The sequence below is a fragment of the Colwellia sp. BRX8-9 genome (assembly GCF_014077245.1).
In the GTDB taxonomy this organism is placed as follows: Bacteria; Pseudomonadota; Gammaproteobacteria; order Enterobacterales; family Alteromonadaceae; genus Colwellia_A.
This window is the reverse complement of sequence record NZ_JACGVN010000002.1, coordinates 241,281-254,222: the sequence shown is the minus strand read 5'-3', so window position 1 is coordinate 254,222 and position 12,942 is coordinate 241,281. Positions and strand designations below refer to the sequence as shown.

Here is a 12,942-nt window from a genome sequence, read left to right as displayed (position 1 = left end):
ATCAATTTTCTAAAAATCACTTTATTTAAACAAATATAAAAAATGAAAAAACAGTTTAATTCAGTAAAGTCTCAAGTCTTATATCGTGAAATGTTACCCAGCGATTTTTCAGCAATAATTGCCTTAGGCACAGCTGTTCATGGTGCTGGTTATATTGACGACTCAAACATGGGCGTCTGGTATAGAAAAGGTATATTAAAAATAGCTGATAGTAGCGAAATCAATGCAAACTTTGTCGCTTATCTAGATAACGTACTGATAGGTTTTCGCTTAACTTACGCCATTAATCAATGGGAAATTGACGCTTGGTGCAGCCCTGAATTATGGCAACAACCCAGCGAAAAAGTTTGTTATTTCAAATGTAATACCGTTGATGAGAATTATCGTGGTTACGGTGTTGGCAGTCAGCTACTCAAATTATCAACACAAGCAGCAATTAAACAAGGTGCAAATGCGGGTGTTAGTCATTTATGGAAACAAAGCCCCGGTAATAGCGCAGTAAAATATTTCACTAAATGTGGTGGCGTGTTAATTAAAGAACATCCAGAACGCTGGAATGAACTCAGTAAGCAAGGCTATGAATGCCCAGAATGCCCAGACGAATGTCATTGTGTGGCTGCGGAAATGATCATTCACTTTGAAAAATAATCATTACACCACTCATTCGGATGACATTCAGTAACTAGCCAAATATTTTCTTAAATAATGAAGCTGGTGTTTTAATTTCAGCCACGTGATTTTGTACTAGATCCCCCTGACATTGAGTGTCTATCCTTGCAACATCGGGTAGCACTAAGGCATTAAAGTCATTGAGACTTGGATATTCAACCGCAGAATTTTTATGTTCAAAGTCTCCTGTAGCAGGGTTAAAACGGTATTCTTTCGCCCATTCAACAATATTTTCAGTGACTTGATTAATCGCTTCAACAATATACCTGACTTCTTTATCAGAGGTCGTAGGATGAAATGACGCACGTATCCAACCAGGTTTTTCAGCATAATCACCCCTATTAATTTTTTCAGTGATTTTGTTAGACGTATCATGATCAACATTCAATAATATATGACCATAAGTGCCCGCACATGAACAACCACCACGCGTTTGAACACCAAACTTATCGTTGAGCAATCGTACCACTAAATTATAATGAACATTAGGTATGTAAAAAGAAACAATAGCTAAACGGTCTTTAACATTCTTTTCTAGCATCACTACGTTGTCATTTTTGGCTAATTCAGTCATTACATAATCAGTAATTTCTTTTTCACGGGCGGTAATGTTGTTAACGCCCATAGCGTTCTTTACTTTTATCGCTAAGGCAGTACGAATACACTGTAAAAACCCAGGAGTTCCGCCATCTTCACGCATTTCAATATTATTGAAAAAGCTGTGCTCTCCCCATGGGTTGGTCCAAGTGACTGTTCCACCTCCGGGGTGATCGGGTACTCTGTTTTTATAGAGCGCTTTATTGAAGATAAGCACTCCCGAACTGCCAGGCCCACCAAGAAATTTATGAGGAGAGAAATAAATGGCGTCTAAACTTTGCTTGGAGTTTGTTGGATGCATATCAATATCAACATAAGGAGCTGAACAAGCAAAATCAACAAAACATAAGCCGCCGTGTTCGTGCATTTTTTCTGCTAACAAGTGATAAGGGGTTTTAATGCCAGTGACATTGGAACAAGCAGAAAACGAGCCTATTTTTACTTTTCTAGCTTGGTACTTTTCTAACAATAATTGTAGATGTTCAAGCGATGGTAAACCATGGCTGTCAGGGTCAATAATCTCTAACGTGATATCACACTCATACCAAGTAGTTTGGTTTGAATGGTGTTCCATATGGGTAATGAAAACAACGGGTTTATCACAGTCATCGAACTTCACTTGCTCTTGCATACGCTCAGGAATACGTAGACCTAGAATACGTTGAAACTTATTAATAACACCGGTCATTCCTGCTTCTGCCGTGATCAATACGTCATTATCGCAGGCATTTACATGGCGTTTTATTATTTTTTGCGCATCGTGATATGCATTCGTCATCGCACACCCGGTTAAATTAGTTTCGGTATGGGTATTAGCGACAAAAGGCCCTAAGGTATGGCTGATATAATGTTCAATTGGCGCATAAAGTCGACCACTTGCAGTCCAATCAGCATAAACAATATCTAATTGCTTACCATTGATTTCATGGCTTAATGATTGACCAATGATATTATTTCTAAAAGGAAGAAAGTGATTTTCAAGTGACATGATTGACGGCTCGTACGTTGTTTCGATAAATAATTCTAGCAAAACCGCACTAATGAGCAATCAAAAACCAATTAAAACAACCAATACGCAAAATTAATTCATATAAAAGCAATTTATAGAAAAATACTCTAAACTCAACTGCTTTTCGTTAAGATAACGAAAACTCAGTTTCGCGCAAATGCTGTACTTGTCAGGTGCTTGATCGGATAAGAAGAACAATTCGTCGTACAATACTATTTACTTGGATAAAATTACGTTACTTTATTAGCTGTTTATAACCGTAGGAATTTAATAAAATATGAATTTTTCTTTGTGTAAGTTTCTGGTCGTGCCCGCTATTCTTGTTTCACTTAGCGCTTGTCAACTCACCATGAATAGCAAAAACTCGCCACAGACCACCGCTAACGAAAAATTTGATAGTACGGTTAAAGCCCTGTTAGATCATCGTGCCAGTAAAGGTATTTATCAAAAAAGTGCAGCACTAAACGAAGAAAGCTATTGGCCTGATTTATCACCAGAAATGTTGGAAAAAAAATACCAACAACGCCTCACTATCGCGGCAGCATTTGAAAAGATAAATCAAACGTCACTGTCAGACGATAATAAAATTAATTATGCAATTATTAAAGCCCAACTTGATAATAGTATTGCTGAGTATTATTTTAAAGCTCATTACATGCCATTCAATGCTGAATCAGGCTTTCACTCTAATTTAAGTTTTTTCATCAACAATACAGCATTTAATAAAGAAAAAGATATCGACTTCTATTTGAATAAATTATCGGCGCTTCCGCTATATTTTGATCAAAACATTTATTGGATGCAGCAGGGATTATCGACAGGGATCACTCAACCTCAAGCGGTATTAATCGGCTATGAACAGTCAATACTTGCCTTTATTCCTGAGCATGCTGAAAATTCTGAATTTCTTAAGCCTTTTAGCACAGCGTCAAATTTAATTGCACCTGACGTGCTTTCTGATAAAAAAAGCCAGCTTATTGCGCTATTAAAAACTAAAGTTATTCCTGCTTATCAGCACTACTATCAATTTTTTACCAAAGAGTATTTTCCAAATGCCCGTAAAAATATTGGCGTTTCAGCGACAGCTAACGGTAATGAATTTTATCGCAATAGAGTTAAACACTACACCACAACAGATATGACACCTGAGCAAATTCATACCTTAGGTTTGAGTGAAGTAAAACGTATTCGTCAAGAAATGGCTGAAATCATTGTAAAAACTGGTTTTAAAGGGACTTTTTCTGAGTTCACCAATTTCTTACGAACTAATGAACAGTTTTATGCAAAAACGCCGTTAGCGTTACTTAAAGAAGCTGCGTATATTGCCAAACAAATGGATGCTAAATTACCCGCACTCTTTAAGCATTTACCCCGCACACCTTATGGCGTTGCACCAGTACCAGACAGCATCGCACCTAAGTATACTATTGGGCGCTACATTCGTGCGCAAAATGATACTCAGCCCGGTTATTATTGGGTTAATACCTACGCGTTAGACAAACGTCCACTTTATGTATTACCCGCTTTAACCTTACATGAGGGTGTCCCTGGGCATCATCTGCAAATATCATTAAATGGCGAATTAGATAACCTACCTTCATACCGAAGAAATGCCTATATTTCAGCTTTTGGTGAAGGTTGGGGCTTGTATGCTGAATGGTTAGGTATTGAAGCCGGCATATACCAAGACCACTATAGTAATTTTGGTCGCCTGACCTATGAAATGTGGCGGGCAGCCCGTCTTGTTGTTGATACCGGCATGCATGTTATGGACTGGTCAAGAGCGCGTGCCATAAACTTTATGACCGATAACACCGCACTTTCATCACACAATGTGAAAACAGAAATTGATCGTTATATATCATGGCCTGGACAAGCGTTATCTTACAAAATTGGTGAGATAACCATCAGAAATCTCCGTAAAAAAACAGCAGCTGAATTGGGACAAAATTTTGATGTTCGCGAATTTCATCATCAAATTTTGAAAAATGGTTCCGTCCCTCTAAACGTACTTGAAGACCAAATTAACGCCTATATTGCCACAACGTTACTAACAATCGCAGCAGAAGATAAGAAAAAAAGCATCGCAAGTGAGTAGACACTCATAGCCATATGAAGCGACACTGAGTTAGTTCATTTAACTCAGTGTCGTTAATGAGCATGAATTATCTAGCTCGTTCGACAAACCGGACAATCGTCCTGTTTATTTAGGGTAAATTGTTGCCATTGATTTGATAAACCATCAAAGAGATTTAACTGATTAATATGTATGGTGTTGCCTGTTAATAATTTAATGGCCTGTAACGATTGCATACCGGCTATAATCGCTAATACCGGACCGACAATACCAAGGGTTTGACAATTTTGGGTCGGCGCTTTTTCACTTTCAGGAAATAAGCACTGATAGCAAGCACTTGCTGGATTTCGAGGATCAATGACTAATTGCTGACCGTCAAACCCCGTAGCCGCCCCAACGATTAATGGTGTTTTTTGCTCAACACAGATTTTATTTAATAAATAACGTGTGGTGATATTGTCGGTGCAATCAAGGACCACATCGACCTGTTCAATGTAATAGTTTGCTAATTCTTCATCAAGCATCTCATCAACGACTTCAATAGTAATGTCACTGTTATGCTGTTGCAATTTCTCAGCACCAACATCAGCTTTATTATTACCGATATCATTTTCAGTGAATAATATCTGTCGCTGTAAATTGGTCATCTCAACCTTATCACCGTCGGCAATAAATAAAGTTCCTACTCCGGCGGCCGCTAAATATAAACTGGCCGGATTACCTAGCCCACCAACACCAACGATTAGTACTTTGGCTTCACGCAGGGCTAACTGCCCTTGCTCACCTATTTTATTGAGCATAATTTGACGGCTGTAACGTAGTTGTTCGTGTTGAGATAACATCAGCTAAATAGTTCCTAAAGAAAGTTAACGCAGTGAACGTACTGCATTCGCTTTAAATTGAATAAATATACTTTGACCCAGCATTAACGATAAGCGCTTAGCCGACCAAGTCGTAATGGTGACAAAAAAGGGTTGTGCTGAGCAATTAACCGTTATTAGCATTTGAGCATTAGCGCCATCAGACGATATGATATGACTAATTGCTGTTATTTCGCCATGTAAGTGATTAACAATAGAGCTTTCGATAGGTTCATGTAAAGTAATGCTAATATCACTAGCGGCAATAATGCAGCGCACTTTTTTCTTTTTGTCTGATGGACTGTCACAAGCAATAAATATTTGTTGCTCGCCTAAACGTAAACTTGTTAAGCCGTATTCGGGTAAATGCTCTTTCACCATCAATGATAAGCTGGTTTGATGCAATATTTCGTTATTGGTGGTTAGTTGATGAATAACGTGGTGAATATCACCATGATGACTCACTTTTCCTGAAGAAATAACCAATAGCTTATCGGCTAGTTGTTGAAGCTCATCTAAAGAATGGCTGACATATAACATTGGTAAATCAAGCTGTCTCTTGACCCTGTCGAGTAAAGCTAACAAGATAATTTTATTTTTATCGTCAAGTGCACTCAAGGGCTCATCAAGTAATAACAATCTTGGCTCAGCTAATATGGCGCGCGCTAATGCAACACGCTGTTGCTCGCCCCCAGAGAGTTGAGTAACCGCTTTATCGAGCAAGCTTTCAAGCTGGGTGAGTTCAACTATTTCTGCAAAACTTAACCGACAATTCTTATGTCGCTTTTGCCCAAAACGTAGGTTTTCTTCGACATTTAAATGAGGAAACAAGCGACTATTTTGAAAAACTAAACCTATGCGACGTTGATGTGGCGCAACAAACGTTTTTGCCTCGCTATTAAATAAGTATTCATCATCAAGTAATACCTTGCCATGTGCTTGTTGTTCTAATCCGGCGATCACTTTTAATAAGGTTGATTTTCCAGAGCCAGAATGACCAAAAATCCCTGTGATACCGGTTAAAGATATTTTGTCATCAATTGTTAATGAAAACTCGTCATGCTCAACGGTGAAATTTAGTGCTAGCTCAGCCATTAATTAAACCTCTTTGATTTAACTCGTTTATTTTTAGCAGGCCGATTCAGTAAATAAATTAAAGATAATAGAACAAGCGATGAGATAACTAAACTTATTGAAATAAGGTGTGCTTGTGCATAATCGAACGCTTCAACATGATCGAACAAGGCAATTGACAGCACACGGGTTTCACCTGGAATATTACCGCCAATCATTAAGACCACACCAAATTCACCAACCGTATGAGCAAAGCCTAAACTGGCTGCGGTAATAAAACTGGCTTTAGTCATTGGCATAACAACAGTAAAAAATCGATCGAAAGCGCTAGCACCAAGCATAGCTGCTGCTTCTAATAAGTCATCGCCCAATTGCTCAAATGCCTTTTGTAATGGTTGCACAACAAAGGGTAAAGAGTATAAAACAGAGCCAATAACAATAGCAGAGAAGCTAAACGCTAGTTGTTGACCGGTTGCCTGTTGCCAAATTTGTCCTGGAAGGTATTGTGGAGAAAACAACAATAATAAATAAAATCCCAGTACTGTCGGTGGTAGCACTAAAGGTAAAGCCACTAATGCTTCAATAAAAACTTTCAAACGGCTTTTCATTTTAGCGAGATACCAAGCGAGTGGCGTGCCAATTAACATTAAAATAACCGTGGTTAAGCCCGCCATTTTTAATGTAGTGATCAGCGCCAGCATATCTGGGTGGGTATTACTCATTGGCATTGATCTCATTCGACGATGCATAACCTGATTCAGTAATAAACTGTTGAGCTTGCTTACTCATCAACAAGGTAACAAAACGTTCGGCTTGGGCTATTTTTTTACTGTGCTTTAAAATAACTAATTGCTGTTTTATTGGTTGATGTAAATGTGAGGGGATCAATACTCCCTTAAAATTATTGAGCACTAATTGACTATTACTGACAATGCCTAAGTTTACCGCTTGCGAACGTGTTTGCTGAAACGTTTGGCCAATATTAATTCCTTGAATTAATCGGTCTTTATAATCATCCCAACGTTGTAAATTTTCTAATACTTGCTTAGCAGCCTTACCGTAGGGCGCAATCCTGGGGTTAGCAATGGCAAGACGATGTTTATTATTATTAAGGGCTACCAAGAGATCGCTGTCAATATTACCCTTTGCAGACCAGAGAGCTAGCTGCCCAAAAGCATAGGTTTGCAGACTTCCACTCACCGCTAAGCCGCTTGTTGATAATAATTGTGGTCGTTCACTGTCAGCAGATAAAAACACATCAAAAGTAGCGCCATGTTCAATTTGTAGAAATAAAGTACCACTGGATGCCGCGATAAGAATTGGTGATAAAAATTGTTTTTGATTTGAATTAAAGCGAGCTAGTAACTGTTTTAATGTCGGTGCAAAATTCGAAGCAACGGCAATGCGCAAGGGTGCTTCATTCTCACTTACCGTGTCTTTAGCCGCAACTAAAGTTATCGGTAACATAAGTAGCGCTATCAATAAAAAACGAGTAGATATACTCGCCAGCATTAATGCCAAAGCTATTTACTCCACGCCTGTGCTTTTTCTTTATCACTGGCTTTCGCTGCTAACCAGGTTTCACCAAGTTCAGTGAGTTCTTTTTTCCAAAATGGCGCGGCCACTTTTAAAAAATCCATAATAAATTCATTAGCAGCAAATGCATCTTGACGATGTTTACTAGTTACACCAACAAAAACAATTTGTTCACCTATGGCTAACTGGCCGATTCGGTGAATGACTTTTACACGGCCAATATCCCAGCGTTTTTTTGCCGTATCAATGATTTCAGCTAATAGCTTTTCAGTCATATCAGGGTAGTGCTCAAGGAATAATCCTTTAACTTTCAAACCCAAGTTATTATTGCGCACTCGACCACTGAAGGTAACAACGGCACCATCTTCAACATTATCATTCTCTAACAGATTAACTTCAACACCGTGATCAAAGTCTTCGGTTTGAATACTGATCTCTGGGTACTTATTATTGAGACTCGCCATATTAACTATTTTATCCTCCGGTGACGGGTGGAAAGAAAGCCACTTCGTCTCCTGCTTTCACCAAAAAATCATTATTAACCATTTGATGATTAACCGCACAAAGTAATGAATTATTGGTGAGGTAATGTTGCCAATCATTATTTTTTTCACCTAACGCCACTTTAACTTCAGCGACGGTAGTGGCAAGGTCAGCACTTATTTCAGTACCCGCAGAGCCGAGCTGTTCTCGCAACGCGGCAAAAAATATTACTTTGATCATAGCTTATCCTTTATTCTTTGAATCTTCTAAAGCTTGCTCTGCTTTTGCTTGCCAAGAGCCTGATTTACCCCCTTCCTTAGTCATTACACGAATACCGTGAATTTCCATTAAAGGGTCAGCGGCTTTACACATATCAAATAATGTTAAACACGCAACAGCAACCGCTGTTAGGGCTTCCATTTCGACACCCGTTTGTCCGGTTAGTTTACATAAACTTGTCACATGCACTTGGCTACGTTCTTCATCGATGGTGAAATCAACATTTACTTTAGTTAACATCAACGGATGACAAAGAGGAATTAAATCACTGCACTTTTTTGCTGCTTGAATACCTGCAATGCGAGCGACAGAAAATACATCACCCTTTTTATTATCACCTTGGGTAATTAACGACAAGGTATGTGCCGACATTTGGATATAACCTTCGGCCGTCGCAGACCGTGACGTCAGCGCTTTATCGGTGACATCAACCATATTTGCTTCACCACGTTTGTTGACATGGCTTAAGGCGCTAACATGGTTATTATTTGCTAAAGTAGTCATTAGTCGCGCGTCTCACAAACTTCTGCCATTTTTAAATGAGGTACAAAATTACAAGGGCGATGGCTCGCATCAAGTTGCTCTCTAATGAGTTTATCCCAAGCAGTACGACAGGCATTAGTTGAGCCCGGCACACATAAAATAACTGTGCTATTAGCAATGCCGCCAAACGCTCGCGACTGAATTGTCGACGTGCCAATTTCATCAAGCGAAATAGCCCGGAAAACTTCACCAAAACCTTCGACATTTTTATCAAATAAAGGTACTAAGGCTTCAGGAGTATTATCACGAGCAGTAAATCCGGTGCCGCCGGTCGAAATTATCGCTTGGACATTATCGTCAGCAATCCATTTTGAAACAATGGCGCGTAGTTGATAAACATCATCTTTAACAATCACTTTATCGGCAAGTTTATGACCCGCTTCAGTTAAGCGTTCAACAAGTACTTGCCCTGATGTGTCATTTGATTCATCACGGGTATCAGAAACAGTTAATACCGCAATTGATAAGGGAATAAAAGCGTTACCGCTATGTAAAGAGCTCATGATTTTTCCTAAATTTTATTAGTTTTCTGTTGATTGTTAAATAAAAAACGCAAAAATTCACACAGAAAAGCGTTGCTGCGCTTGTTGCCATTCTTGCGGTGTATTGGTATTAAATAAACACTGTGGTGACTTTACAGCTAAAACTTGATGTGGCACTTGTGCAAACATCGAACGAATAGACGGACCATTTTTCTTAGGGTTATTTTTTTCGCTTAACGCACCTTTATTACCTTGCAAATACTGGAGAAAATGCGTGGTAAAGAATTGCTCAACAAAAGCATTGTTAGGTAAATAAAGTGGTAAAAAATGATCAGAAAAAAAGCAGGCTTTTTGAGCTAACTCACCTTTTATTTTTAACTGCGCAAGTGTTTCCTTGGTCATTAAAGGTAAATCAACCGGTAATATCAATAATGATTTAGGTTGGTATTTTTTAATAACACTGTAAATACCCCCCATTGGGCCAAGTTCTGCAAATTGGTCAGTAACAAAATTTTCGCTGTTAACATCAGCCCCATCAATGTTTCCACTGACGACAATGTTATTTATACCAATATTTTTCAGCAAGTTCTTACTAAAACTGAGCATATTTTCTTTGCCATTTACTGCAGTCTTATTACGCATTAACAAAGCTTTATTGCTACCCATACGAGAAGATTTCCCACCCGCTAGCACTACGCCTAAACATCCTTGATTAAACAAAGCTGCATTCATCTTAGCCACCCAACATCGCAAGATTTTTGGTGGCACCGGTGAGTTTATCTTGCAGAAAATGTGTGGCTTTTTTATCGGTCATCATCGCGCGAATCTGTGCTTTCAATGGCTCAATATCATCTTGCTGTAAATACTCTTTTAACGGTAAACCTTCTTCGGTAAATAAGCATAAATGTAATTTACCTAATGAACTGACCCGCAAACGATTACAAGTATTACAAAAGTCTTTACTGTACGGCATAATTAAACCGATTTTACCTTGATAATCAGGATGATAAAACTCTTGTGCTGGGCCTGCTGCTTTATCGTTAACTACAGGTAACCAACCATCTAATATTAAATTTTGCTTAATACGTGCACCTTGTACATGTTGTGCATCAAAAAATTCTTGGTTATCACCCGTTTGCATTAATTCAATAAAGCGCAAAGTCACCGGAGTCACTTTCAGCCAATCAAGAAAGGTTTTAATGTCGTGACCATTGTATTCGCGCATTAATACGGTATTAATTTTAATTGTTGCACGACCATCTGCCAACGCCATATCTATGCCTTTTAAAATATGGGGTAACTTATTATGACCGGTGATTGAATGGAACATGCGCGGGTCAAGACTATCAATACTGATATTAATCGCGTCAATTCCAGCATCTAGCCAGCCTTGCAGATGTTCAGGTAATTTATAACCATTAGTGGTTATCGCGACTTTTTTAATACCGGGCGTTTGCTTACAAGCAGCAATAATTTCAGGTAAGTCTTTACGCAATGAAGGTTCGCCACCGGTAATACGGATTTTCTCTGTACCCATTTGAGCAAAAGCGTTGGCAACACGCTTAATTTCGTCAAAGGATAGAAAATCACGATCATGGTCGCATGAATAACCATCAGGCAAGCAATAGGTGCAACGGAAGTTGCAAACGTCAGTAATAGAGAGGCGCAAGTAATAAAACTTGCGACCGAAGTTGTCTGTTAACATCTCACCTTTCCAAATGTAGGGAGGCTAACAAGTTTCCCTGTTAACCCTGGTGGTTATAGCAAAATTACTATTAACCACGGCTTAAATAGCATTCTAAAAAAAGATTTAGCTAGAAAAGCTCGGCGAATAATTCATTTAATGAATACAAGTATAGTAAACTATTTCACTATTAAAATACGGCTAGACGATAAGTAATTTTGATTTGCATCAAAAAGTCATCACTTTACACGTATTATTGATGAGTAAATTTACGTCATAATAACGTATTCCTATGCCGTTAAGTAAATTGCAATAGACGCGAATGGGAATAACAAGCAGGCGGTGCTAATTTGCCGTGTAAAAATAAATATAAAAGAAGAGTTACTTATGGTTGATTGTTGTTCTGCTCCTGGATTATTACCTTTCGAACAAGCGATGGAAAAAATGTTGTCGGCGATTACGCCGATCGATAAAACTGAGTCGGTTTCTTTAGCATTAGGTTTAAATCGTGTGTTAGCTCTCAACATTTCGAGCCCATTAAATGTTCCTCCTCATCATAATTCAGCTATGGACGGTTATGCCTTTAAATGGGCAAGTTTACAAACGACCGATACATTAACTATGATTGGCCGGTCAATGGCTGGCGCGCCTTTTCAAGGTGAATGTAAAATCGGTGAATGTATTCGTATAATGACAGGTGCAAAATTACCAAGTTGTTGTGATACCGTTGAAATGCAAGAGAACTGCCAAGCAAAAGATACCGGCATTACATTCCTAGAAAACCGAGAATTTAACGATAACATTCGCTTTACCGGTGAAGATATCGCAATAGACCAACCCGTTTTTAGCCGAGGTAAAAAACTTTCGGCGATAGATATTGGTGTACTGGCATCTTTAGGTGTACCAACAGTAGAAGTCTATCGTAAAATTACTGTTGCTGTATTAGCAACCGGCGATGAATTAAAATCTCCGGGCGAAGTCCTTAATGACGGTGATATTTATGAAAGTAATAGCCATGCATTAATTGCGATGTTGACTAAGCTGAATGTTACGGTGATTAATTTTGGTATTATCGCTGACGATGAACAAGCAATACGCACTGCATTTGAACAAGCCGATCAGCAAGCCGATGTTGTAATTTCCTCAGGAGGTGTTTCTGTAGGTGACGCCGATTATACTAAGTTGATACTTGAACAATTAGGCGAAATTGGTTTTTGGAAAATAGCCATGAAACCCGGTAAGCCTTTTGCTTTTGGAAAATTACCTAATAGTTACTTTTTTGGCTTACCCGGCAACCCTGTTTCAGCCTTGGTCACCGCACATCAATTGGCTGTACCCGCATTGTTAAAATTACAGCATGCTCAAGCTAAAAAGTTACCGCTATTAAAAGTAAAAACAGCCACCCAATTAAATAAGCGCGCCGGACGCATGGACTTTCAACGGGCGATATTGTCAACCAATCACCAAGGCGAGATGATAGTTACCAGTACAGGTAGTCAAGGCTCAGGAATTTTAACCAGCATGTCGACGGCCAACTGTTATATTGTTTTACCGGCAAACCAAGGCAACGTTCCCGCTAATGAAATGGTTAACGTGCAACTATTTGATGATGTTATTCAGTAGCGTTATCTATTTTTAGCTTGTTATGA

Annotated in this window: 14 protein-coding genes and 1 riboswitch; of the genes, 3 read left to right on the top strand and 11 right to left on the bottom strand. The window is 38.8% G+C overall.

The genetic code is table 11. From position 1 onward, the window contains the following. The first annotated feature begins 42 nt into the window (after positions 1 to 42). Positions 43 to 648, top strand: coding sequence for a GNAT family N-acetyltransferase (locus tag H4J70_RS02900; RefSeq protein WP_083277934.1), 606 nt, complete (start codon positions 43 to 45; stop codon positions 646 to 648). A gap of 34 nt (positions 649 to 682) precedes the next feature. Here the strand turns inward: H4J70_RS02900 and H4J70_RS02895 are convergent, their stop codons facing one another. Continuing rightward, positions 683 to 2,254: an aminotransferase class V-fold PLP-dependent enzyme gene (locus H4J70_RS02895; RefSeq protein ID WP_182221160.1), complete on the bottom strand. Its 1,572-nt coding sequence runs from the start codon at positions 2,252 to 2,254 to the stop codon at positions 683 to 685. Positions 2,255 to 2,552: 298 nt separating this feature from the next. Between H4J70_RS02895 and H4J70_RS02890 the strand changes: the two genes are divergently transcribed. Beyond that, a complete protein-coding gene (locus H4J70_RS02890) occupies positions 2,553 to 4,373 on the top strand; it encodes a DUF885 family protein (protein WP_182250595.1) in 1,821 nt (606 codons plus the stop codon). Between the two features lie 71 nt (positions 4,374 to 4,444). Here H4J70_RS02890 and H4J70_RS02885 read toward each other — a convergent pair whose 3' ends face one another. The 10 genes from H4J70_RS02885 to moaA form a co-directional block, all read right to left on the bottom strand. Beyond that, entirely contained in the window at positions 4,445 to 5,194 is a 750-nt protein-coding gene (locus H4J70_RS02885; protein ID WP_182221162.1) for a HesA/MoeB/ThiF family protein, read from the bottom strand. Positions 5,195 to 5,218: 24 nt separating this feature from the next. Beyond that, complete coding sequence (gene modC / locus H4J70_RS02880; protein ID WP_182244161.1) at positions 5,219 to 6,307, bottom strand: molybdenum ABC transporter ATP-binding protein; 1,089 nt, start codon at positions 6,305 to 6,307, stop codon at positions 5,219 to 5,221. Then, positions 6,307 to 7,008 (bottom strand): molybdate ABC transporter permease subunit, encoded by a 702-nt coding sequence (modB, locus tag H4J70_RS02875; protein WP_182250594.1) that lies wholly within the window; start codon positions 7,006 to 7,008, stop codon positions 6,307 to 6,309. Before modB ends, modC begins: the two co-directional genes overlap by 1 nt. Beyond that, on the bottom strand, positions 7,001 to 7,798 hold the full coding sequence (modA, locus tag H4J70_RS02870) for a molybdate ABC transporter substrate-binding protein (RefSeq protein WP_259367987.1): 798 nt from the start codon (positions 7,796 to 7,798) through the stop codon (positions 7,001 to 7,003). The genes modB and modA overlap by 8 nt, the downstream gene beginning before the upstream one ends. 11 nt (positions 7,799 to 7,809) lie before the next feature. Continuing rightward, on the bottom strand, positions 7,810 to 8,286 hold the full coding sequence (moaE, locus tag H4J70_RS02865; protein WP_070374822.1) for a molybdopterin synthase catalytic subunit MoaE: 477 nt from the start codon (positions 8,284 to 8,286) through the stop codon (positions 7,810 to 7,812). A gap of 10 nt (positions 8,287 to 8,296) precedes the next feature. Continuing rightward, the gene (gene moaD / locus H4J70_RS02860; protein ID WP_182213240.1) at positions 8,297 to 8,545 is read right to left on the bottom strand and encodes a molybdopterin converting factor subunit 1; all 249 of its coding nucleotides are present in this window, start codon (positions 8,543 to 8,545) and stop codon (positions 8,297 to 8,299) included. A 3-nt stretch (positions 8,546 to 8,548) separates the two neighbouring features. Continuing rightward, entirely contained in the window at positions 8,549 to 9,088 is a 540-nt protein-coding gene (gene moaC / locus H4J70_RS02855; protein WP_070374824.1) for a cyclic pyranopterin monophosphate synthase MoaC, read from the bottom strand. Beyond that, the gene (gene moaB, locus H4J70_RS02850; protein WP_182213237.1) at positions 9,088 to 9,630 is read right to left on the bottom strand and encodes a molybdenum cofactor biosynthesis protein B; all 543 of its coding nucleotides are present in this window, start codon (positions 9,628 to 9,630) and stop codon (positions 9,088 to 9,090) included. The genes moaC and moaB overlap by 1 nt, the downstream gene beginning before the upstream one ends. 57 nt (positions 9,631 to 9,687) lie before the next feature. Beyond that, positions 9,688 to 10,341, bottom strand: coding sequence for a molybdenum cofactor guanylyltransferase (locus H4J70_RS02845; RefSeq protein WP_182250592.1), 654 nt, complete (start codon positions 10,339 to 10,341; stop codon positions 9,688 to 9,690). Between the two features lies 1 nt (position 10,342). Further along, a complete protein-coding gene (moaA, locus tag H4J70_RS02840; protein WP_182213234.1) occupies positions 10,343 to 11,314 on the bottom strand; it encodes a GTP 3',8-cyclase MoaA in 972 nt (323 codons plus the stop codon). Beyond that, positions 11,301 to 11,451, bottom strand: a riboswitch (molybdenum cofactor riboswitch). (Overlaps the previous gene by 14 nt.) Positions 11,452 to 11,680: 229 nt before the next feature. Here moaA and moeA point away from each other — a divergent pair. Next, on the top strand, positions 11,681 to 12,916 hold the full coding sequence (gene moeA / locus H4J70_RS02835) for a molybdopterin molybdotransferase MoeA (protein WP_182250610.1): 1,236 nt from the start codon (positions 11,681 to 11,683) through the stop codon (positions 12,914 to 12,916). Positions 12,917 to 12,942 lie beyond the last annotated feature (26 nt).

Bases quoted from the DNA above. Each gene is read 5' to 3' on its own strand.
- moaC (WP_070374824.1), bottom strand. From the start codon at position 9,088: ATGACTACTTTAGCAAATAATAACCATGTTAGCGCCTTAAGCCATGTC.
- H4J70_RS02895 (WP_182221160.1), bottom strand. From the start codon at position 2,254: ATGTCACTTGAAAATCACTTTCTTCCTTTTAGAAATAATATCATTGGT.
- moeA (WP_182250610.1), top strand. From the start codon at position 11,681: ATGGTTGATTGTTGTTCTGCTCCTGGATTATTACCTTTCGAACAAGCG.
- modC (WP_182244161.1), bottom strand. From the start codon at position 6,307: ATGGCTGAGCTAGCACTAAATTTCACCGTTGAGCATGACGAGTTTTCA.
- H4J70_RS02845 (WP_182250592.1), bottom strand. From the start codon at position 10,341: ATGAATGCAGCTTTGTTTAATCAAGGATGTTTAGGCGTAGTGCTAGCG.
- H4J70_RS02890 (WP_182250595.1), top strand. From the start codon at position 2,553: ATGAATTTTTCTTTGTGTAAGTTTCTGGTCGTGCCCGCTATTCTTGTT.
- moaE (WP_070374822.1), bottom strand. From the start codon at position 8,286: ATGGCGAGTCTCAATAATAAGTACCCAGAGATCAGTATTCAAACCGAA.
- moaD (WP_182213240.1), bottom strand. From the start codon at position 8,545: ATGATCAAAGTAATATTTTTTGCCGCGTTGCGAGAACAGCTCGGCTCT.
- modA (WP_259367987.1), bottom strand. From the start codon at position 7,798: ATGCTGGCGAGTATATCTACTCGTTTTTTATTGATAGCGCTACTTATG.
- moaB (WP_182213237.1), bottom strand. From the start codon at position 9,630: ATGAGCTCTTTACATAGCGGTAACGCTTTTATTCCCTTATCAATTGCG.
- modB (WP_182250594.1), bottom strand. From the start codon at position 7,008: ATGAGTAATACCCACCCAGATATGCTGGCGCTGATCACTACATTAAAA.
- moaA (WP_182213234.1), bottom strand. From the start codon at position 11,314: ATGTTAACAGACAACTTCGGTCGCAAGTTTTATTACTTGCGCCTCTCT.
- H4J70_RS02900 (WP_083277934.1), top strand. From the start codon at position 43: ATGAAAAAACAGTTTAATTCAGTAAAGTCTCAAGTCTTATATCGTGAA.
- H4J70_RS02885 (WP_182221162.1), bottom strand. From the start codon at position 5,194: ATGTTATCTCAACACGAACAACTACGTTACAGCCGTCAAATTATGCTC.